Origin of the sequence: Herbaspirillum sp. 1173 (assembly GCF_031455335.1) — a bacterium.
Lineage (GTDB): Bacteria > Pseudomonadota > Gammaproteobacteria > Burkholderiales > Burkholderiaceae_D > Herbaspirillum > Herbaspirillum huttiense.
The window spans coordinates 213,982-232,234 of sequence record NZ_JAVDSP010000002.1; the positions used below are offsets into that span (position 1 = coordinate 213,982).

An 18,253-nucleotide genomic window follows, 5' to 3' on the forward strand; every position below is an offset into this window, starting at 1 on the left:
TCTATTCAGGATTAGTCGTTGCTTTTCCGGAGCATGATTGTGCGCTGTTGCCTATCTTCGTAGCGGCGTTTTTCACCTTCACGAATATCGCTCAGAATCGGCAGGCGTCTGCCATCTTCGACGAAATGCATTTTCATCTCGAATGTCTTAGCCTTCATTTCAGCGATGACGTTCGTAAGAATATCCACCCTAGCATTGATTGTTGCTTCATCCACTTGGAAATCCATGTCTGCAGCTGGCGTGCCCGGTCTAGCGGAGAATGGAATCGCGACGTTGATATGAAGATTAAGGCGCTTGACAAGTGATAGAGTCTGCAAAAAATCTTGTTCGGTCTCTCCAGGGAAACCGACCATCCAATTGCAATAGAAAACGGTATCTGTTTGCTCTATGAACGCCGCGTAAGCGCTTGCGACTTTTTCAATGTTATAACCTCTGTTCATCTCAGTTAAAACACGTTGCGAACCACTTTGAAGAGAAACATACAACAGCTCTAATTTCCCCTGCCGCGACAATTCTTTAAGCAAAGTAGCGTGTTTCAAGAATGGTTTTGGTTCAATATATCTGATTGACAGTCGCAGATCCGGATGTAGAGACGTAAGTGAGAGTAGTAGGTCCGAAAATCTTGGCCCTGATTTGGTGTCTACCCCATAGTTGCCAATCTCGTCTCCAACAAGGATTAAATGCCGTATGCCGCGATCAATCGCTTCTGTAGCTTTTTTCAGAATGGCTTCTAAAGGCACAGATGAAAATTCACCACGCCCTTTGGGGATATTGCAGAAGCTACATTTATATAGGCAGCTTCTAGTGACGGTGATGAGGACTGCTCCGAGCTCTTCGTTATAGAACACAAATCCCTTGGTCGTACGTTTGTACAGGCGCTCCAACTCGGTACCAAATTCTCGATCAATCTCTTGTAAGCGTGCAACTTCCGCAGCCTTCTCCGGCCCCACACGTTGCCGGATTGCTGCCAGACCTATGTCGGCTCCTTCATAGTTGAGACTTGAGTCTTGTTCCGTGGTCAAATCAACCTCATCAAAGTCCAGACCCGTGTTATTGGTTAGGATTTCTCTGTGAGATAGAAATCTTAGATCTTTTGTATTCGTCATACTTCTAACGCTGTCCGCACTGGCGTTAGCTACGCACCCAGTTACTGTAATTTTTGCTGACGGAGCGCGAAGATGCATGGCGTCGATTTGGCTAACAGCATCTTTAACCCACATTTCTCGTACAGAGCAGCCTGAAAAGATAATTTCATCAGCCTCTTCTGGGGTATTAACTATGACGTGGCCAGCCTTCACGAATCCCGCGTTAAGTACATTAAGGTCGTAACTAGCATTGAGACACGCATTGTGAGTTAGGAAAATTTTCTTCTTCATTTGTTGAGGTTCGCGCATGCTGTCGCCTTCACGACAGCTTTCTAACAAGAGCAACGCCCGCAATCGCGGAACTTTTACGTTTATTTAAGATTATTAAGACCGAGGAGCTCGTCGAGGTATAAAACTGCCATCAGCACCGTATTTTCGCCCTACATTCCAATCAGATTTAGCTTCCATCATATCTGTCTCAAGATACAGAAGGACGATGGCTGAACCATTGAAATGTGCAACGCACTCCTCGTGCACTTCATATCTACCAGCATCATCATTTTCAAACCATGCATCGGCGGATTGTTTCCCCCCGCCGGGCTTTTCTTTGCCCCCAAATACCAAATCGTACGCAAAAGTATCCTCGTCCAACATTTGCTTCAGCGTCCATCTACGCGGAACATGTGCCGATGGAATACTCCAGCGTCTTCCATTACGGTCGTACAGCGCAATCATGACCGGAAGGAAGTCCATATTTACTAAGCGAAGCGCTGTCGCCAAATTACTCGTCTCAAACTCACTGGCAGCTTCCCTTATCTGCTTAAAGCCTGGTTGCCTAACGACCGCCATTCTTGGTCTAAAGATAGAACCTGGAAGAAGGAGATGGGAGGCGAAAGTGTCGGCCTCCTTCTCCAGACTCCGCTCAGAAGCCAATGTGACACTTTGTTCGTCCACGCGACACTGAAAAGACCTCCCTCGATGCAGTTGCCAATGGCCTAGCTCATGAGCAATGGAGAATCGCTCGCGACCTCTGATGCCGCATGGGTTAATCGTCGCAATACCGTGGTCTTGAAATCCAACGAGGGTGGCCTCACATCCCTGGAGCTGTTCATACGCAACCTCGAGTCCCGATGCATACGCAAGCGCTTCAACATCAATGTCCTTCGGTTCAGTGATACCGAAGTCTGTGATTAAGGCCTCAGCGCGGGCGCCGACGGTAGTCAATTATGACCCTCCGAATTTTTCCCCTCAAGACTCTTGAGTTTTGCGTAGAGGCTAAGTACTTCATCGTCAGTTAGCTCGCCAAGATTTCGTGCTGCGAACGTATATCGACTATCATTGCGCGCATTGGCAAGGAATTTGCGCGCTTCGGAAACGGAAACGGCAGCATAGACTGACGCTAAAGGCGCCCTAGAAGCTGCAACGCCACTTCTAGCTGCTGCCAACCGAGCCTTTCCTACTTGTATCTTGGCCGCACTAAGCAGTCGGAGCCCTTCGCTCCGGACAGCCTCAGGATTTTCACCGTCCAAGACTTCGTCATCAGACATCGCCATTAATTCATCGACCAAACTATCGATGAAGTTATCAAATTCGTTGAGTTTCTTATTCATTTTGAGGCTCCCCCATCTGGGTTCATTGCCTTTAATCTTCGGACGAGGCGATTGCGGACGGCGTCATGTCTCTTCGCATCCCATCCCAATTCTTGCATTGCCTCAGCGCCTCGGATTCCATCTGCCCACGCCATAACCAGCAACTCCAATTCTTCGTCACAACCTAAAGCAGCGTAAATTGCGACCATTTGTTCCTTAGCCGCCAGAGTCGACTCAGGAGTAGCATCTACTCGCCCATGAATTGGAGAAACTCCAGCATCAGCTGATAACGCTACAGGATCTAAAACAACGTTGCCATCGATTGGACTCGCCTGATTATGCTTTCTAGCGTTACTTGAGATGCTATGCATTGCGGTCTTAAGCACCACGAGAGGCGGCAAATCTGCAGGCCAAACTCGATTTCCCCCCAGGAAACTCTTCAACGCCTCTTGCAGCAAATCACTTGGTTCCCAGCCGGTGACGCCTTCGCAAAAACGTCTGGAAATTAGATTTGCGCGTTGCCATTCGGCAGCGCTGAATGCTACCAACACGGACTCAATTTGGGCTTTTGATAGCCGATTTTCGCTCCCCGGAACCGCAGACATCCGCCTCGCCCTCCAAAGACTCCCCAACGTCGTCTTATGGACGTCGAGAATAAAAGAATATTTTTTTATGGTCGGCGTCCATCCCGCCGTATTTAGTAGTCCTTCTCTTTGAAAGCGAACCCCATTCGCTCAAACAATTGAGAGGAAAGACAATATGCAGATTAACAGAAAAACACGAAATATCACCAAGTACCTTAACCACCTGCAAACAGGGGAGCTCTATGTACTGGGTGCCGAAATCACCTCTGAGAACAAAGCGCGAATTAAAGATTTGGGATTTGGCACGCCTCTCACGCCCGGTAGTCGGCTGCTGCCGATAGGACGTAAAGGCCCAGCATCGCGTCGCAATGCGGAAGGTTTTGACATTGTGCATCGGGATCAGGAGATGGAAACAGCCTATCGCCAGGTGGTATGGCACTGGACGCAGTTTGTTGGGCGCAACAGCACTGAAGAGATCTCGAAAGTAGTCGATGTACCGTACCAGCGTTATCCGCGGACGCACGTAGCGCCATATGCTGTGGAGTTGGAGATTAGGGCTCGTGATGACGGCAAATTTTTTGTTGTGGCGAGCGGGGCATTCGTAAAAGACGATCACACTGTGGCAGTGGCAACCAACACAGCGAACATGCTTCGTGAAACAGTAGGCGGATTTGAGATTTTAGGTAAGGACCTGACTAACTGGGTCTCCGCTCCTGTTCGCCGAATGAACTGGCAATTACTACCACCAGGAAAGAATCCTTGGCAATCTGCGCTCCCTGCCCTTGAAAAGATGGTGGAACGCGCTCCAACAGGCAATCAGAGTGTTTTATTTGCTCGTCTCGCAGCGGTGGGGTCTAAGCAACCAGACTTCGTAGCCATCGGGCTTGGTGGTTTCGATGGCTATACCGTATTTGGCTTTGTTCGGAGGGCAGTTTGCGTTCTTGAAAGTCCGCACGTTAACAACGCCACATACGTCCTCCCCATGGCATCGTGGGAAAGTATTTCGCAGTTGAGTAAAGCAGAAATCCTCGACGCCAAGGCCCATCGTGCTCGAATCGTACATACTCGCTCTTGGTTTGAAGCCTTGGATAGGATTTTGGTAGATCGCAAAAGCGCCTAAATATGACTGCGCAAAATTGTTGTTCCGCCTCGCTCTAGGCATTGGTTTCTGCTGCGTCTAAATATGGAAACCAACTGCAGCTAGAAATTTTAGCGGAAACAATCTAGGAAAAAGTGTGCCCCTTAGAAAGGAGAAGTGGTTGTGAGAGCAATATCAGAATGGGTGGGGCAAATTAGCTAGTTGCCTCCTGGAATCAGCGGCTATTTCGACCGCTGCTTCCTTTTCCAATCTGAGCGATCTCACCAGATCAAAATATCAGATGACTCTTCAGTGGGGAATATTCATCTAGAAAAGAAAACAACAGGGTCTTCTGCTGGCTCCGATCTCCGGAGCAGCACTAAAGAAACGACAGCATCTCGGCATTCTTTAAAAAAAGCTGGGCATGTACTACCTCATAGCGGCACCAACGACAAAGCCCGCAACGCCCTTGTACCGGGCGTTGCGGGCTTTGTTGAATCCAGGTTAAGAATCCGGAATTGGCCGCTCATTGGCCAATGCGCGGCCAATTCACGTCACCGGCAAGGCAGGAATCAGGCTACCGAATTGACGGTCGTGCCGATGATCTCGCCGGTCGCATTGCGCGAGGCTTGCTCGCGGCGATTGCGTTCCTGGCGTGCGTTTTCGGCGCGGGTTTCATCGGCCTGGATTTCTTCGAGGCGACGCTGCTCGGCCTTCAAGGCGGCTGCGGCTTCTTCGGCGCGGCGCACGGCCACCGGATCGTTGGCCTTGCCAGTGGTCGGTGCATTGCCGTTGGGGTCGGAGACGACGCCGTTGACGGCAGAGGAAATGTCCATGGCCATGATGGGCTCCCTTTGAAACGAAGGCTGAGGAATGATGACTGGCGGCGACAGGATGCGCCTTCCAGTGGAACGAATGCCGACTATGTTACGCCCATTGCAGCGCTCTGCCACAGGGAAAATCCTGAAATGGGGTGATTTTTGTGCGGACGGTACGGAGCGGCTTGCGCGGTCGTCAACAAATCCGGCTTTCCCGATATCGGCGTGGCAACTTCCTTGCCACGCCGGCAAGAGGCCTCAGTGGCAATCCGGTACGTTCTGGTCGAGGTAGACCTCGAAGGCCACGTTGTTGACCCACTTCTTGATGGCTTTGTCCCAGAACGCATCGTTCCATCGCGCGGCCAGTTGCCGTGCGGCTGCCAGGTCGGCCGGGTCATTGCCGCGTACCTGCAGCACCAGCGCCTGGCGCGTCACCGGCGGCAGTTGCGCGGAAAACTTTTTCCATTCGGGCAGCTTCAACAGCGCCTTCATGAGCGTGTCGTCATGCACGGCAGCATCGCACTGGCCGATGCGCACGGCCAGCAACGAATCGGCCGGGGCCGGCATCACTTTCTCGATGGCGGCATAGCGTGCGCTGAGGGTGCCGACATAGGGAGATCCGGCGGAGACGCAGACGGTGCGGCCTTTCAGGTCTTCCCATTTGCGGATGGTGGTATCGGTGCGCATGATGGCCATGCCACCGGCGCTGTAGCCGGTCGGAACCATGATGACGTCGGCCGCGCCCGCCTGGGCGACATCGATGCGCGTGAGCACGACATCAGGACGCACGCCCTTCAATGCGGCGCGGTCCTGCGTAGTGGGCTGGAGGTCGGCCTTGAGCTTCCATTGCACGGCGAGATCCTCGGCCGGCACGATGGCGATGTTTTCCGGGGTACGGAATTTCATGCCGCCCTTGTAGACCGGCGGCACGTGGTCCAGCCCGATGCGCACGGTGTCGCTGCGGCGCGCATCATCAAGCACGCCAGCCTGGGCGGCCCCCAAGGACAGGCAGGCCGATGTCAACAAGGCGAGGCGAACGAGGGTATGCATGGCGGGCATAGCTTCAGACGTACTGGTACTTGAGCAGGCGATGCTTGAGGTTCTCCAGGATCACCTGGTCGATCAGCGCGGCCAGGATGGCGATGGTGAGGATGTTGGCCATCACGCCGATCATGTCGGCCGTCTCGCCCGAGTAGGCCAGCGTGCGGCCCAGGCCCTTGCCGAAACCGACCAGCATTTCTGCGGAGATCAACGCGCGCCAGGCATTGCCGAAGGCCAGCTGGGCACCGGTGATGAGTTCGGGCATCACTGCCGGCAGGTACACCCGGCGCAGCATGGACAGGCGCGAGGCCCCCATCACGCGGGCCGCCGAGACATGCACCTGCTGCACGCTCTCGGTGGCATTCATGACCGAGAGTGCGGCCGGGAAGAGCGCGGCGATGGCCACCACCACCACGATGGGCAGGTTGCCGAAGCCCATCAGGATCAGGAACAGCGGGACCCAGGCAATCGAGGGAATCGATTGCAGGATCACGATGGCCGACTTCAGCACTTCACGGAAGAAGAACAGCACCGCCCCGATCAGGCCGAACCCGATGCCCAGCACCAGCGCCGAGCCATAGCCCAGGCCCAGGCGATAGAGACTGCCGAAGAGGGCCGTGCGGAAACTGCCGGACTGCACTTCCTCCACCAGCCGCGCGGCCACCTCGGGCACGCCCGGCATCAGGAAGGACGGCAGCGACCAGGCCGCGATCTGCCACATCAAAAGGATGAAGACGATGGCCAGCAGCATGGCCAGTTTCTTGCGGAGTCCGGTAACGCGACGCTGTGAGCTCATAAGGACAGGAAAGACAATGGCCGGACAGGGTCCGGCCAGGGTGAAGACAAAAGGAAATCGATCAGGCGCAGTGCCGCATCACAGCTTGCGCGCGTTCTGCCACGACAGGTCGGTGATGGAATTCACATCGAAGGGCTTGCCGTCGCGGGTCTTGAGCGAACCTTGCGATTGCAGGATATCGGCGATTTCCTGCATGCGGTCCTGATCCTTCTTGCTGATCTTGGGGGTGAAGGTCTGGCTCTTGATGGCGTCGCGGATCACGTCCTCGCGCAATACTTCGCCGTGCTTCAGGGTCTTCAACACCGGTTCTGCGATGAAGTAGCCGGCGATCAGCTTGGAGGCTTCGGCAGGCTTCTTCTGCAGCAGGGTGATGGCGTCGCGTTGCGCATCCAGCGACTTCCAGACGGCATCGCGTTTCTTCTTCAGGGTCTCGCCGGAAGTGATGACGACCATGCAGGGGAAGGGCCAGACTTCGCCGATTTCATAGACCTGCTTGACCGGCGCGATCAGTTGCGCAATGCGCGCCTGCGGCTCGAACAGGAAGGCCGCATCGACGCGCTTGCCCACCAGCGACTGCACGGCCACCTGGGGCGAGACGCCCATCACGTTGACGTCATCGGGTTTTATTCCCGCATCGCGCAGCACCACACCCTTGAGCACGGTGTCAGCGGTACTGCCTTCGGCTTGGGAAGCGAGTGTCTTGCCCTTGAGGTCCGCCACCTTGTTGATGCCGGAATCCTCGCGCGCCACCAGGGCGTGATAGCCCAGCTGCGCACCGCCGACCACCTTCAGGTCCGCGCCCTTGGAGGCCCAGGCCACGGCATTGGAGAAGCCGAACACGCCGCTGTCGAGCTGGCCGCCGACGATGGCCTTGACCAGGTCGGTGCCGGACTTGAATTCGATCAGTTCCACATCCAGGCCGTACTTCTTGTAGAGGCCGGCTTCATAGGCGGCCATGGCCTGGGCATCGTCCATGACGCGCAGGTAGCCGATCTTGAATTTTTCCAGGGCCAGGGCGTTGCCGGAGAAAACCAGGGCAGCGGCGGTGATGGCCGGTGCCAGAATGCGTGCGAGTGTCATACTCCTACCCCTTCTAAGTTTTTGGAAAATTCGTCCTGCTCGGCGTGGATGCCCAGCAGGCAAAGGATTTCGCGGCGGGTGGCCGCAAATTCGGACAGGTCGTGCGTCTTTTCGTGATGCACGAGATTGAATTCCTTCAAGACCTTGGCCGGACGCGGGCTGAATACGAAGATGCGGTCGGCCAGGAACAGCGCCTCGTCCACATCGTGCGTCACCAGCACCACGGTCGGGCCCTGCTGGCGGATCAGGTCGCGCAGGGCATCCTGCAGGGTCATGCGGGTGAGCGCATCGAGCGCCCCGAAAGGCTCGTCCAGCAGCAGCGCCTTGGGTTGCGAGATGAAGGCGCGCGCCAGGGCCGCGCGCTGGCGCATGCCGCCCGAGACCTGGTGCGGATAATAATTTTCGAAACCCTTGAGCTTGACGTTCTCCAGCCAGACGCGGGCCTGGTCGGCGGATTTCTTCTTGTCGACATTCTGGAATTCCAGTGCCAGCGCCACGTTCTGCTGCAGCGTCAGCCAGGGATAGAGCGCGTTTTCCTGGAACATCAGGGTGCGCTCGGGATGCGGTCCGCGAATGGCCTGGCCGTCGGCGGACACGGTGCCGCTGCTGGCTTTTTCCAGACCGGCGGCCATGTGCAGCAGGGTCGACTTGCCGCAGCCGGAGGGGCCGACCAGCGCGACCAGCTCACCCGAGGCGATCTCGCGGGTGAATTCCTCGATCACGTGCAGGTCGCCGAAACGCTTGGCGACGTTGTTGAAAGATAGCTTCATGTGGTCCGCGGACGGGCCGCGCGTGGAATGGATGGAACGGAAGAGGCGCGCCGGTGCTGGCGCACGCGCCGGTCAGAAACTTCACAGGCTGCTCCAGCCTCCCCCATTGAGTCAGGCATGCACTGTACTGAGGCCGGCTATGCAAAACAACTACTTAAAAATCGTATGCTTATTCGTATTTCGAATAAGAAAGGTGGGCAAAACGCATAAAGGCGTCAGCCCTTCGTCAGCCTTTGCGCCTGCCATTGGGCCAACAGGCTCTGCACATCGGGATAGCGCAGCCGCACGCCCAGCTCATTCTTGATGCGCGCATTGTGGAGGCGGCGTGATTCCGACATGAAGGACAGCATCATCGGCGAGACGCTGCGTTCCAGCTCGCTGCGCGGCAGGCGCGGCGGACGGGAAAGACCGGCGGCATCGGCCACGGCGTCGAAGTAGTCGCCCATCTTGAGGTCGGTATCGTCGACAGCGTGATAGACGCGATTGGGCGCGCCCAGGCGCATCGCCGCCAGGCAGATGCGGGCCAGGTCATCAGCGTGGATGTGGTTGGTATGCACGTCCTCCTGCGCCACCAGCGCCGGCAGGCCCTTGTGCAGGCGCTCCAGCGGCAGCCGGTCGGCGGCGTAGATGCCCGGCACGCGCAGGATGGAGAGCTTGCCATGGCGACGCCGGGCCCAGGCGCGCAGTACGGTTTCGGCGTCCACCCGGCGCACGGCGCGGGCGTTCTGCGGACGCACGCTGCGGGTCTCGTCGAAACTTGCGCCAGCGCAATCTCCGTAGACACCGGTGGTACTGACGTAAACCAGGCGCGCGCCCTCGGGTAAAATGGCGGCCAAATTGCGGGTACGGCGGTCGATGCGGCCCTCGGACTGCGGCGGCGCCAGATGCACGATGGTCGGTGCCAGGCGCGCCAGGCGGCCCAGCGTCAAGGGGGCGTCCAGGTTGGCCACGATGGGAATGGCCCCGGCCGCGCGCAGTTCGGCGCGGCGGCCGGGGTTGCTGGTCACGGCCAGTACGCGGTAGCGCGGCAGCAGCAGCGGCACCAGCCGCAAGCCGACATCGCCGCAGCCCAGGATCAGTACGCGGGGCAGGCCCAGTTTTTTCACGGTGTTCAATCCAAATTTATCCAGAAGCAGAATTGTATGAGTTTCCAAGTCACAGTCCAGCCCAGCGGTCGCCAATTCTCCTGCGACGCCAGCGAATCCATCCTCACCGCCGCCATCCGCGCCGGTGTCGGCCTGCCCTACGGCTGCAAGAACGGCGCCTGCGGCTCCTGCAAGGGCAAGCTGGTCTCGGGTGAGGTCGAGCACGGTCCGCACCAGGTGCGCGCCCTCTCGGAGCACGAGCAGCAACTGGGCCATGCCCTGTTCTGCGTGGCCAAGCCGCACAGCGACGTCACCATCGAGGCACGCGAAGTGGCCGGCGTGGGCGAGATCCCGGTGCGCAAGCTGCCGGTGCGCGTGGCCAAGCTGGACAAGGTGGCCGACGACGTCATCATCCTCTCGCTGCAGCTGCCGGCCAACGACCGCCTGCAGTACAAGGCCGGCCAGTACGTGGAATTCCTGCTGCGTGACGGCAAGCGCCGCAGCTACAGCATGGCCACCGCCCCGCACAAGGATGAGCACATGAGCCTGCACATCCGCCACCTGCCGGGCGGCCTGTTCACCGACCAGGTCTTCACCACCCTGAAGGAGCGCGACATCCTGCGCATCGAGGGCCCGCTGGGTACCTTCTTCCTGCGCGAGGATTCCGACAAGCCCATCATCCTCTTGGCCTCCGGCACCGGCTTTGCGCCCATCAAGGCCATCGTCGAGCAACTGGAACATGCCGGCTCGAAGCGCCCGGTGACCCTGTACTGGGGCGGCCGCCGCCCGCAGGACCTGTACATGAACGCCCTGTGCCAGCAGTGGGAACAGGACCTGCCCAACTTCAAGTACGTGCCGGTGGTCTCGAATGCCCAGGCCGAGGACAACTGGAGCGGCCGTACCGGCTTCGTCCACCGCGCCGTGATGGAAGACTTCCCCGACCTGTCGGGCCATCAGGTCTACGCCTGTGGCGCGCCGGTCGTGGTGGAATCGGCACAGCGCGATTTCAGCGCCGAATGCGGCCTGCCGGAAGACGAGTTCTATGCCGATTCCTTCACTTCCGAAGCCGACCTGGCCAAGGCCGTGTCGGACACGCCGGCCGCCTGACGGGCCGGGTGCGGGCGTCGGTGCTGTCATGCCGGCGTCACGCACATTTGCGAAGATGCCGCGCAAGCCTGATGCCGCGCGGCCCGGCGAGATGCGATGAAATTGCAACGGTGGCCCGCCCGATGCGCCTGCAAGCGGCTCCGGCGGGAAATTTCTTTTTGACGCTCTGCGCAAAACGTCCTAAACTTCACCGCATGATCGCCAACGCCACATTCTTACGACGCCGCAGCCAACCTGAGAAAGGTTTGCTGCTGCGCGCGTGAAGTGAAACGAATCGCGAAGCCACAGGCAAACCCTGTGGCTTTTTTTTATTCGCCATTTTGGGTCTGTCGTGCGCCTGCCGCCTAGCGCTTAGTGCTCATGTGTCAGCAACGGTCTGCACAACCCTCCCAACCACCCTATTCTTGCAGGAGCCTCTCGATGCAATTGAACCAGTCCGACACCAACAAGCTGATGTATGTCACCAACCGCCCCGAGCTGGTCTTCACCGAAGGCCATGGCATGTGGCTGACCGACCACAACGGCAAGCGCTATCTCGACTACCTGCAAGGCTGGGCGGTCAACACCCTGGGCCACTCGCCGCAATGTATCGCCGATGCCCTCAACGCGCAGAGCAAGAAGCTGATCAACCCGTCGCCGGCCTTCTACAACGCGCCCTCCATGGAACTGGCCGAGCTGCTGACGGCCAACTCGGTGTTCGACCGCGTGTTCTTCGCCAACAGCGGTGCCGAAGCCAACGAAGGCGCCATCAAGCTGGCCCGCAAGTGGGGCAAGAAGAATCCGGCCGCCGATGGCTCCTCGCGCTTCGAGATCATCACCTTCAAGCACAGCTTCCACGGCCGTACTCTGGCGACCATGTCGGCCAGCGGCAAGGATGGCTGGGACACCATGTTCGCACCGCAGGTGCCGGGCTTCCCCAAGGCCATCCTGAATGACCTGGCCAGCGTCGAAGCGCTGATCGGCAGCCACACCGTGGCCGTGATGCTGGAGCCGGTGCAGGGCGAAGGCGGCGTCATCCCGGCGACCAAGGAATTCATGCAAGGCCTGCGCCGCCTGACCAAGGAAAAGAACCTGCTGCTGATCGTCGACGAAGTGCAGGCCGGCATGGGCCGTACCGGCCAGCTGTTCGCCTACCAGCACTCCGGCATCGAACCGGACATCATGACCCTGGCCAAGGGCATTGGCGGCGGCGTGCCGCTGGCGGCCCTGCTGGCACGTGAAGAAATCGCCTGCTTCGAAGCCGGCGAACAAGGCGGCACCTACAACGGCAACCCGCTGATGACCGCCGTGGGCGTGGCCGTGATCAAGGAACTGCTCAAGCCCGGCTTCATGGAATCGGTGCGTGAGCGCGGCCAGTACCTGCGTCAGCGTTCGCTGGAAATCTCCGAGAAGTATGGTTTCGAAGGCGAGCGTGGCGAAGGCCTGCTGCGTGCCCTGCAACTGGGCCGCGACATCGGTCCGCAGATCGTCGAAGCCGCACGCAACCTGGAACCGGTGGGCCTGCTGCTGAACTCGCCGCGCCCGAACCTGCTGCGCTTCATGCCGGCCCTGAACGTGACCAAGGAAGAGATCGACCAGATGTTCTCCATGCTGGAAGACGTCCTGGCCAAGATCGGGAAGTAAGCGATGGCGGGGCGCGCAAGGATGGCATGGACGCACAGGGCCGCTGCGCCCTCTTCCCGGTCGGCACTGGCTGCAGTATGTGCGGCACTGGTGCTGGCCGCCTGCGGCACGGCACCGACCGCGCCCCCCATCGCCCGGCTGCCCGGTGCCCCGCAATCGCAGGTACCGGCGCTGCCGGCCACCGACAATGGCAATGAAGTGGCGCTCTATGCGCTCTCGCTGATCGATACCGGCTACCGCTTCGGTGGCAAGAATCCGTCGGCGGGTCTCGATTGCAGCGGCATGGTCAGCTACATCTTCGGCCAGGCCGCCAATTACCGCATCAGCGGCAGTGCCGCCGACATCGCCCGCAAGGGCCGCCAGATCGATCCTTCGCAATTGCGCGCGGGCGACCTGGTGTTCTTCAACACCCAGAACCGTCCCTTCTCGCACGTGGGCATCTATCTCGGCGATGGCCGCTTCGTGCATGCACCTTCCACCAATGGCAAGGTGCACATCACGCGCATGGACAATCCCTATTTCTCGCGCCGCTTCGAAATGGCGCGCACCTACTTCAACTGAAGCGAAGTCTTGCGGGCGGGCCGTTTGCGCGGCGCGCTCTCCTGCTGCTGGCGGTTGCCGTATTCCCGGATCAGATTGGCGCTGTAGCGCGTGAAGGCGATGTCCATGTGCCGCCGCATGGCCGCGCGCGCCTGCTCGGGATTGCGCTCGCGCAGGGCCTGCATGATGAGGCCGTGCTCCTCGATGGCTTCCTGCCAGACGCGGGTGCCGTCGAAGTGGCTGTGCAGGCGCTCGAACAGCGGACCCAGACGGGCATCGAAGAGCTGCGTCACCAGCCCGACCAGCACGCTGTTGCCGGTGGCCTCGGCCAGGCGGATGTGAAAGAGGCGATCGGCTTCCAGCGGATCGATGCCCGCTTCGGCATGCGCGATCATGAGCGAGTAGGCTTCCTCGACGGCAGCGATCTGCTGCTTGCTGCCATGCTGGGCGGCGGCATAGGCCACTTCGCCTTCGATCATCTCGCGCGCACGGATCAGTTCCAGCGGTCCTTCCTCGCCGGACAGGTCGTGCCGCAGTTCACGCTGCATGGGCGGCGCGCAGACATAGATGCCCGAGCCCATGCGCACTTCGATGTAGCCCTCCACCTCCAGCGCAATGAGCGCTTCGCGCAACGATGGACGGCTCACGCCCAGCTGTACCGACAGTTCACGCTCGGACGGCAGGCGTGAACCGACGGCAAATTCTCCGTCCACGATCAGCTTGCGCAGCTGGTCGCTGATCTGCCGATACAAGCGCTGCGGTTCGATCGCTTCGATGGGCATGATGGTCCTCAGGCGAGGGTCGCGGGAAACTCCAGATCGTAGGCGGCACCGGCTTCACGCAGCATGGGCGCAATGGTCGGATGCAGGGTCACGCCTTGCGCCAGCTGCTCGGCGCGGCGCTGCATGCCACGGTCGCCGGGCATGCGCACCTGGCCCACGCCGGGGCGCGGCGGATTGCTGCGGCAGGCCTGCGCGATGTGATCCATCTGGCGCTTGAAGTCCTGCTCGCCGCCGAAGGCCGACGGATCATAGAGCGACATGAACACCGTCGCCCCCCAGCCCGCTGCCGGATCGGCACGCCCGAAACCGGACAGGCCGCCCGTCAACGCCTCGATCAGCACGGCCAGCCCGAAGCCCTTGTGCCCTGCCGAGAGCCCGCCCAATGGCAGGATGGTGCCCGGTGGCGTGGCCGAGAGCACGGCCGGATCGCGGCTGGGATGACCGGCGCCATCGATGAGCCATTCTTCCTCGAACTGCTTGCCGGCCTTGTGCAGGCGATTGCTCATGCCGTTGGTGGTGATGGAGGCCGAGATGTCGACCAGGAAGGGCGTGCAGGAAGTGGGAATACCCGCTGCAATCGGATTGGGCGTGAATACCGCCTGCGTACCGCCGAAGGGGGCCACGCTCTGCACCGCAGGGTCCGAGCTGGCCAGGATCATCATGAAGCCCTCTTGCGTGGCACGCAGCAGATAGGCGGCCAGGCAGGCGATGTGATGGCTGTGGTGAATGGTCAGCGAAGCGGTGCCATAGTCGCGCGCCTTGGGGATCAAGGCATCGATGCCCTGGTGCACCAGCCACGGGCCCGGCAGGCGGCGGCCATCCCAGGCCAGCGCGGCGGCACGCTCCGAGAGCACCTCGGGTTGGCCGGTTTTGGCCATGCTGCCCTTTTCCAGTTCCTTGACGTAGGGGGCCAGCAGCGCCAGCCCGTGCGTGTCGTGGCCCAGCAGGTCGCCATCGACCAACGTGGCGGCGACGCTGTCAGCCTTGTCGGCCTCCAGGCCTGCACGCTGCAACAGAGTGGATGCGAACTGACGCAGGGCGTCAGCGGAGAAACGTTCGGGCATTGCCATGGAACCACCTTTCCTTGCTTGAATCATCGATTGAAATCTTTTCACCTCAGGCCAAGGCCAGCGGCTTCCTGCGCACCAGCTTGAGCACCAGCGGCAACAACCACAGCAGCAGCGTGATCACGCCCAGCGTGCCGGCAATGGGGCGATCGAAGAAGGCCAGGAACTGGCCGTCGGACTTGATCATCGAGGTCACGAAGTGTTCTTCCAGCATCCCGCCCAGCACCACGCCCAGCACCGCCGGCGCCACCGGGAAACCGTTCTCTTCCATCACGTAGGCCAGCAGACCGAACACCAGCATGATGCCCACGTCGGTGACACTGTTGTTGGTCGCATAGGAGCCAACGATACAGAACAGCAGGATCAGCGGCATCAGGATGCCGCGCGGGATGGAGAGGATGCGCTTGACCATCTTGATGCACCAGAAGCCCAGCGGCAGCATCAGCAGGTTGGCCAGGATGAAGACCAGGAAGATCGCGTACATCGACACCGGGTTGTCGACGAAGATCATCGGTCCCGGATTGAGGTTTTTCATGTAGAGCACGCCGATGACGATGGCGGTGATCGAATCCCCCGGGATACCGAACACCAGCGCCGGAATCCAGGCCCCGGCCAGTGCCGAGTTATTGGCCGCGCCCGATTCGACGATGCCCTCCGGATGGCCGGTGCCGAATTTCTCCGGCTCCTTCGACATCTTCTTGCTCATCGCATACGACATCCAGGCCGCGATGTCAGCGCCCGCGCCGGGCAGTGCACCGACCAGGGTACCGAGGACGCTGCCGCGCAAGACCGACTTCGGATACTTGAGCATCAGCCCCCACATGCCTTTGAAGACGTTGCCCACGCGGCTTTCCGCAACCTTCATGGTGAAGTCGCGCGAGACCGCGAAGCGCAGCACCTCGGACATGGCGAACATCCCGACCATCAGCGGCACCAGCGATACCCCGCCCAGCAGGTCGGGCTGATCGAAGGTGAAGCGCGGTGCACCGGCCGGATTGCCCATGCCGACGGAGGCGATGAACATGCCCAGGAACAGCGAGACGAAGCCCTTCAAGGGATTGTCGGAGGCGATGAAGATGGCGCAGGTCAGGCCCAGCAGCACCAGCCAGAAATATTCGAAGGAGGAGAATTTCAGCGCCAGCTCGGCCAGTGCCGGTGCCGAGAAAATCAGTACGAAGGTACCGAACAATCCGCCGATGACCGAGAACACCAGGCTGGCGCCCAGCGCAATCTCGCCCTGCCCTTTCATGGTCATGGCATAGGCTTCATCGGTATAGGCGGCCGACGAAGGCGTGCCGGGAATGCGCAGCAGGCAGCCGGGAATGTCGCCCGAGAAGATCGCCATGGCCGTGGCCGAGACCATGGCTGCGATGGCAGGCACCGGCGGCATGAAGAAGGTCACCGGTACCAGCAACGCTACCGCCATGGTAGCGGACAGGCCGGGCACCGCTCCCATGAAGAGGCCGAAGATGGAAGACCCGAGGATCACCGCCAGCACGTAGGGATCAAACACCATCGCCAGTGCGGCGTAGAGGTTGGCAAGCATGTCGTCTCCTTACCAGGCCAGGGGCGTGAGGATGCCCCAGGGCAAAGGCACCTTGAGCAGTTTGTAAAAGATGGTGTGGATCAGCAGCGCACTGGCCATCGCCACCGGCAGGGCCACCATCACGCGGGTGCGGAATGTCAGGAACAGCGCCAGCAGCAGCACGAAGGCCGTCGGCAGGAATCCCAAGGGTTCCGAGACCCCGATGTAGAACACCAGCGACAGCGGAATCAGCAGGAAGGAAAACACCGCATGGCCGCTGCGGAACCAGTCAGGCAGCGTGACCCAGCGCAAGTCCTGCTCATCAGCCCCCACCGTGGCAATGCGCGAAGCAGGTCCACCGCGCACAGTGCGCGCCTGCCGCAAACCGCGCAGGCCACGCAGCACCAGCAGCACGGCGCAGATCATCAGCCCGCCGGCCAGCGCCTGCGGAAATACGTTGGGCCCGATATCCTGCCCCATCGCGGGCAGGCGGGAAGAAGCGATCCAGAGCACGACCGCAAGGACAGCGATCAGCAGCCCGGACAAGGCATCATTGATTTTCATGGGACAGTCCCGAAGCGATGAGCACGATGAGAAGAGCGAGGCAGGCGCATCGATTGCGGTCAATGCGCCTGCTCCATGCCTGTTACCTGGCCATACCCAGGGTCTTGAGGATGGCGCCCATGTCCTCGTCGCTCTTGTCCATGAACTTGCCGAACTCGGCGGCATCGGCATATTGCGTACCGAAGCCGCGTCCGCTCATGAAGTCCTTGTATTCCTTGCTGTCATAGATCTTCTTGAGGCTGGCCGAGAGCTTGCCCTGCACATCGGCCGGCAGGCCCTTGGGCCCGACGATGCCGCGCCAGGCACCGTTGGTCCAGGTGCTGCCGGTGAGGCTCTTGAGCGTGGGCACCTTGGGATAGAGCGCCGCCGGCTCATTGGCCATGATCACCAGTGGAATGGCCTTGCCTGCGTCGATCAACGAACGGGCTTCCGGCAGCGAGGCTGCGACGATGTCCACCCCGCCCGCGGCCAGGTCCACCATGGCCGGCGCAGCGCCGTTGGAGGGCACGAAGCGCACCGCATTGGGCGCGACCTTGAGGTCATTCAACATGCCGGCCAGGCCCAGGTGCCAGATGCCGCCCTGCCCGGTGCCGGACGCCTTGAGCTTGCCCGGATTGGCCTTGATGGCCTTCAACAGGTCGTCGAAGTTCTTGTAGGGCGAATCGTTGCTCACGGTCAGCGCGGCCGGGTCGAAGTTCATCAGCGCCAGCGGCGTGAGGTCGCGCGGGGTCAGCTTGGTCAGGCCCTGGTGATGCATCATCGAAATCTCCACCGTGGCGATGCCGATGGTGTAGCCATCCGGCGTGGCACTGGCGATGGCCTGGTGGCCCACCGCACCATTGCCGCCGGTGCGATTGACCACGTTGACCGGCTGGCCCAGGTCCTTCTCCAGCAAGGCGCCGATGATGCGGGCCGTGGCATCGGTACCGCCGCCGGCGCCCCAGGGCACGATCAGCGTGACCGGACGTTCGGGCCAGGCGGCAAAGGCCGCGGGGGCGGCCAGGACAGTGCAGGCCGCGCCTGCGGCCAGGATGGTCTTGAACAAGGTTCTGCGGGTCAACTGCATGGTCTCCTCCGTTGTCATCTGCGCTCATTGCGCGCAATGGGGTGCGGCTAACG

The 18,253-nt window shown here is 60.1% G+C and carries 19 protein-coding genes; 4 read left to right on the forward strand and 15 right to left on the reverse strand.

What is annotated here, in order from left to right:
- Positions 1–11 precede the first annotated feature (11 nt).
- The 4 genes from J2X56_RS09005 to J2X56_RS09020 all read right to left on the reverse strand — a co-directional run bounded on the left by J2X56_RS09005 (position 12) and on the right by J2X56_RS09020 (position 3,225).
- Positions 12–1,394, reverse strand: coding sequence for a radical SAM protein (locus tag J2X56_RS09005; protein ID WP_310159697.1), 1,383 nt, complete (start codon positions 1,392–1,394; stop codon positions 12–14).
- A 75-nt stretch (positions 1,395–1,469) separates the two neighbouring features.
- Positions 1,470–2,309 (reverse strand): ImmA/IrrE family metallo-endopeptidase, encoded by an 840-nt coding sequence (locus tag J2X56_RS09010; protein ID WP_310159699.1) that lies wholly within the window; start codon positions 2,307–2,309, stop codon positions 1,470–1,472.
- Positions 2,306–2,695, reverse strand: a complete 390-nt coding sequence (locus J2X56_RS09015; protein ID WP_310159702.1) for a hypothetical protein — start codon at positions 2,693–2,695, stop codon at positions 2,306–2,308. The genes J2X56_RS09010 and J2X56_RS09015 overlap by 4 nt, the downstream gene beginning before the upstream one ends.
- On the reverse strand, positions 2,692–3,225 hold the full coding sequence (locus tag J2X56_RS09020; RefSeq protein ID WP_310159704.1) for a hypothetical protein: 534 nt from the start codon (positions 3,223–3,225) through the stop codon (positions 2,692–2,694). The genes J2X56_RS09015 and J2X56_RS09020 overlap by 4 nt, the downstream gene beginning before the upstream one ends.
- A 208-nt stretch (positions 3,226–3,433) precedes the next feature.
- On the opposite strand from J2X56_RS09020, the gene J2X56_RS09025 reads away from it, so the two are divergent.
- Positions 3,434–4,378: a hypothetical protein gene (locus J2X56_RS09025; protein WP_310159706.1), complete on the forward strand. Its 945-nt coding sequence runs from the start codon at positions 3,434–3,436 to the stop codon at positions 4,376–4,378.
- 530 nt (positions 4,379–4,908) lie between these two features.
- Here the strand turns inward: J2X56_RS09025 and J2X56_RS09030 are convergent.
- The 6 genes from J2X56_RS09030 to J2X56_RS09055 form a co-directional block, all read right to left on the reverse strand.
- A complete protein-coding gene (locus tag J2X56_RS09030; protein WP_034338578.1) occupies positions 4,909–5,178 on the reverse strand; it encodes a hypothetical protein in 270 nt (89 codons plus the stop codon).
- 234 nt (positions 5,179–5,412) lie between these two features.
- Entirely contained in the window at positions 5,413–6,204 is a 792-nt protein-coding gene (locus J2X56_RS09035; protein ID WP_310159710.1) for a transporter substrate-binding domain-containing protein, read from the reverse strand.
- Positions 6,205–6,217: 13 nt separating this feature from the next.
- Positions 6,218–6,991 carry an ABC transporter permease gene (locus J2X56_RS09040; protein WP_310159712.1) on the reverse strand — a complete coding sequence of 258 codons (774 nt, stop codon included), beginning with the start codon at positions 6,989–6,991 and terminating at the stop codon, positions 6,218–6,220.
- 78 nt (positions 6,992–7,069) lie between these two features.
- Positions 7,070–8,071 carry an ABC transporter substrate-binding protein gene (locus tag J2X56_RS09045; RefSeq protein ID WP_121045135.1) on the reverse strand — a complete coding sequence of 334 codons (1,002 nt, stop codon included), beginning with the start codon at positions 8,069–8,071 and terminating at the stop codon, positions 7,070–7,072.
- A complete protein-coding gene (locus tag J2X56_RS09050; RefSeq protein ID WP_310159716.1) occupies positions 8,068–8,841 on the reverse strand; it encodes an ABC transporter ATP-binding protein in 774 nt (257 codons plus the stop codon). The genes J2X56_RS09045 and J2X56_RS09050 overlap by 4 nt, the downstream gene beginning before the upstream one ends.
- Before the next feature lie 215 nt (positions 8,842–9,056).
- A complete protein-coding gene (locus J2X56_RS09055; protein WP_310159718.1) occupies positions 9,057–9,947 on the reverse strand; it encodes an NAD-dependent epimerase/dehydratase family protein in 891 nt (296 codons plus the stop codon).
- A gap of 36 nt (positions 9,948–9,983) precedes the next feature.
- Here J2X56_RS09055 and J2X56_RS09060 point away from each other — a divergent pair, with 36 nt between their 5' ends.
- From J2X56_RS09060 to J2X56_RS09070, 3 genes are all read left to right on the forward strand, one after another.
- Entirely contained in the window at positions 9,984–11,033 is a 1,050-nt protein-coding gene (locus tag J2X56_RS09060) for a CDP-6-deoxy-delta-3,4-glucoseen reductase (RefSeq protein WP_034334029.1), read from the forward strand.
- A 420-nt stretch (positions 11,034–11,453) separates the two neighbouring features.
- Entirely contained in the window at positions 11,454–12,656 is a 1,203-nt protein-coding gene (locus J2X56_RS09065; RefSeq protein ID WP_034334028.1) for an acetylornithine transaminase, read from the forward strand.
- A 3-nt stretch (positions 12,657–12,659) separates the two neighbouring features.
- Positions 12,660–13,217, forward strand: coding sequence for a C40 family peptidase (locus tag J2X56_RS09070; protein WP_134137433.1), 558 nt, complete (start codon positions 12,660–12,662; stop codon positions 13,215–13,217).
- Here the strand turns inward: J2X56_RS09070 and J2X56_RS09075 are convergent.
- The 5 genes from J2X56_RS09075 to J2X56_RS09095 all read right to left on the reverse strand — a co-directional run bounded on the left by J2X56_RS09075 (position 13,205) and on the right by J2X56_RS09095 (position 18,200).
- A complete protein-coding gene (locus J2X56_RS09075) occupies positions 13,205–13,978 on the reverse strand; it encodes a FadR/GntR family transcriptional regulator (protein ID WP_034334026.1) in 774 nt (257 codons plus the stop codon). The two genes, J2X56_RS09070 and J2X56_RS09075, sit on opposite strands and share 13 nt — an antisense overlap.
- A gap of 8 nt (positions 13,979–13,986) precedes the next feature.
- Entirely contained in the window at positions 13,987–15,048 is a 1,062-nt protein-coding gene (locus tag J2X56_RS09080) for an Ldh family oxidoreductase (RefSeq protein WP_310159726.1), read from the reverse strand.
- A 46-nt stretch (positions 15,049–15,094) separates the two neighbouring features.
- Positions 15,095–16,591, reverse strand: coding sequence for a tripartite tricarboxylate transporter permease (locus J2X56_RS09085; RefSeq protein WP_310159728.1), 1,497 nt, complete (start codon positions 16,589–16,591; stop codon positions 15,095–15,097).
- A 9-nt stretch (positions 16,592–16,600) separates the two neighbouring features.
- The gene (locus J2X56_RS09090; protein ID WP_209567299.1) at positions 16,601–17,134 is read right to left on the reverse strand and encodes a tripartite tricarboxylate transporter TctB family protein; all 534 of its coding nucleotides are present in this window, start codon (positions 17,132–17,134) and stop codon (positions 16,601–16,603) included.
- Positions 17,135–17,216: 82 nt separating this feature from the next.
- Entirely contained in the window at positions 17,217–18,200 is a 984-nt protein-coding gene (locus tag J2X56_RS09095; protein ID WP_209567300.1) for a tripartite tricarboxylate transporter substrate binding protein, read from the reverse strand.
- Positions 18,201–18,253: the final 53 nt, after the last annotated feature.

Coding starts and splice junctions, on each gene's coding strand:
- J2X56_RS09075 (WP_034334026.1), bottom strand. CDS start 13,978: ATGCCCATCGAAGCGATCGAACCGCAGCGCTTGTATCGGCAGATCAGC.
- J2X56_RS09045 (WP_121045135.1), bottom strand. CDS start 8,071: ATGACACTCGCACGCATTCTGGCACCGGCCATCACCGCCGCTGCCCTG.
- J2X56_RS09005 (WP_310159697.1), bottom strand. CDS start 1,394: ATGCGCGAACCTCAACAAATGAAGAAGAAAATTTTCCTAACTCACAAT.
- J2X56_RS09080 (WP_310159726.1), bottom strand. CDS start 15,048: ATGGCAATGCCCGAACGTTTCTCCGCTGACGCCCTGCGTCAGTTCGCA.
- J2X56_RS09065 (WP_034334028.1), top strand. CDS start 11,454: ATGCAATTGAACCAGTCCGACACCAACAAGCTGATGTATGTCACCAAC.
- J2X56_RS09070 (WP_134137433.1), top strand. CDS start 12,660: ATGGCGGGGCGCGCAAGGATGGCATGGACGCACAGGGCCGCTGCGCCC.
- J2X56_RS09030 (WP_034338578.1), bottom strand. CDS start 5,178: ATGGCCATGGACATTTCCTCTGCCGTCAACGGCGTCGTCTCCGACCCC.
- J2X56_RS09015 (WP_310159702.1), bottom strand. CDS start 2,695: ATGAATAAGAAACTCAACGAATTTGATAACTTCATCGATAGTTTGGTC.
- J2X56_RS09050 (WP_310159716.1), bottom strand. CDS start 8,841: ATGAAGCTATCTTTCAACAACGTCGCCAAGCGTTTCGGCGACCTGCAC.
- J2X56_RS09085 (WP_310159728.1), bottom strand. CDS start 16,591: ATGCTTGCCAACCTCTACGCCGCACTGGCGATGGTGTTTGATCCCTAC.
- J2X56_RS09040 (WP_310159712.1), bottom strand. CDS start 6,991: ATGAGCTCACAGCGTCGCGTTACCGGACTCCGCAAGAAACTGGCCATG.
- J2X56_RS09025 (WP_310159706.1), top strand. CDS start 3,434: ATGCAGATTAACAGAAAAACACGAAATATCACCAAGTACCTTAACCAC.
- J2X56_RS09060 (WP_034334029.1), top strand. CDS start 9,984: ATGAGTTTCCAAGTCACAGTCCAGCCCAGCGGTCGCCAATTCTCCTGC.
- J2X56_RS09095 (WP_209567300.1), bottom strand. CDS start 18,200: ATGCAGTTGACCCGCAGAACCTTGTTCAAGACCATCCTGGCCGCAGGC.
- J2X56_RS09035 (WP_310159710.1), bottom strand. CDS start 6,204: ATGCATACCCTCGTTCGCCTCGCCTTGTTGACATCGGCCTGCCTGTCC.
- J2X56_RS09090 (WP_209567299.1), bottom strand. CDS start 17,134: ATGAAAATCAATGATGCCTTGTCCGGGCTGCTGATCGCTGTCCTTGCG.